This window comes from Paracoccus broussonetiae, from assembly GCF_031854425.1.
GTDB classification, from domain to species: domain Bacteria; phylum Pseudomonadota; class Alphaproteobacteria; order Rhodobacterales; family Rhodobacteraceae; genus Paracoccus; species Paracoccus broussonetiae.
Map to the genome: position 1 here is coordinate 1 of NZ_JAVRQI010000046.1, position 1473 is coordinate 1473.

Sequence of the window (1473 nt, forward strand, 5' to 3'; positions counted from 1 at the left end):
AGGCCGCCAGCGCTTGGGGTTCGTCCATCGAATCAACACCTCAATATATGTTGAATTGATAGGTCCGATCGGGCGTGAGGTTCAAGCACGTTATGGAAATTCTGCAGAAGCAAACGGCAGCTTTGAGCCCATAGCCGCCACTCAGCCATCTGTGCTATCGCGTCTCCATGAAGAAATACGGCCGCACCTTTCATCTGCCAATCTCACCGGGTGCCACCAGTGACGACAAGATTATGTTTTCACTCGAAGGCCTGATGATGGAGGACTTGGTCGTCACCGAATAAATGGACGGCGAGAACACGACCATTCACGCTGGCGGCTCTCATGCGCGCAGCCCAGACAGCCGCTATCATCCTTCCCGAGACTGGCTCAAAGCATTTGCGGCTGGGATTTCACCCTATCTGACAGCGGGCGAGCGTATTGTTGGTGAGAATGTCTTTGCTCGTCATTCGGTCGCTGATGATGCATTGCCATCATATTTTCTCGGCTTTGCTTGGATCGTCGGCGATGAGGTCCAGTCGTGGGTTCTGACACAGGCACGTTTTGAGGAGCTGGGAATCCAACCCGTTCCGTCGCTCTATCGAGGTCCCTATCGTGCAGGTCTGTTCGAAGACCTGACGCAGGCCCTCGACGTGACGAAACAAGAAGGTTTTGTGGCAAGGATCGCTGGCTCGTTCGCGGAAGCTGACATGCCCAGACGGGTAGGGAAATATGTCAGGAAGGGGCATGTCCAGTTAGAAACCCACTGGACGAAGGCGGAACTCATCCCCAATCGCCTGGCCGAGGCTTAACGGCAGCTCGGTCTCAGAACAGGCTGAGCGTTGGGAACAGCCTATAGTTGCCGGATGTCTTGCGGTCAAACCCGAGTTTGGGGCCAATTAACGCGCGCGAGTTGCTGCTGGATATCAAGCACCGCGGGTTGAGCAGCTGCTCATCTCTGCGCCGGCCAAACGCCGCAAGCGCGGCGGCACCAGCGGCATGCGGGAGCTCATCAAGGGTATTGAATTCAGGGACGGGATCAAGCAACTTCAAACTGCAGCATGATGAGACCGTCGCCAACTTTCGGGCATAGATCCCCTATCTGGTCAGGCCAACCGTGTTAAGAGAATGGTAACTATCTCCGCGCATAATTAAAAAGGATTTCTCTAGCCGTGAATTTGCCAATGAATGTTGATCCATCTGATGTAGGAGTTGCAAATCTCCAGCATTATCAGGACGTTTATCAGCAACTAACCCGACGTCCAGAAAAGCGGGTGACCTACAAGCAAGCTCGGCATCGCGTCGGGCTGGAGCATATTATTTCTTTGCACAAGGAAATTGAGCGAACAGCCAACACTATGGAGGTTATATCATCCTCTACGAATGTCACGCAGAGACTGGATGATGATAGTCACGAACGGTGGTCCGGTAGTAAGCCTGCGGTGAGGGCCGTCTGCTCTGACTGAGCAAATGGTCGTAAGGCATAGCCTTATG

1 protein-coding gene is annotated in these 1473 nt (G+C 53.6%); it reads left to right on the forward strand.

Features of this window, described 5'->3' with window-relative positions:
* Positions 1 to 284 precede the first annotated feature (284 nt).
* Positions 285 to 791 carry an RNA ligase family protein gene (locus RM190_RS23280; RefSeq protein ID WP_311761866.1) on the forward strand — a complete coding sequence of 169 codons (507 nt, stop codon included), beginning with the start codon at positions 285 to 287 and terminating at the stop codon, positions 789 to 791.
* Positions 792 to 1473 lie beyond the last annotated feature (682 nt).

Coding starts and splice junctions, on each gene's coding strand:
- RM190_RS23280 (WP_311761866.1), top strand. CDS start 285: ATGGACGGCGAGAACACGACCATTCACGCTGGCGGCTCTCATGCGCGC.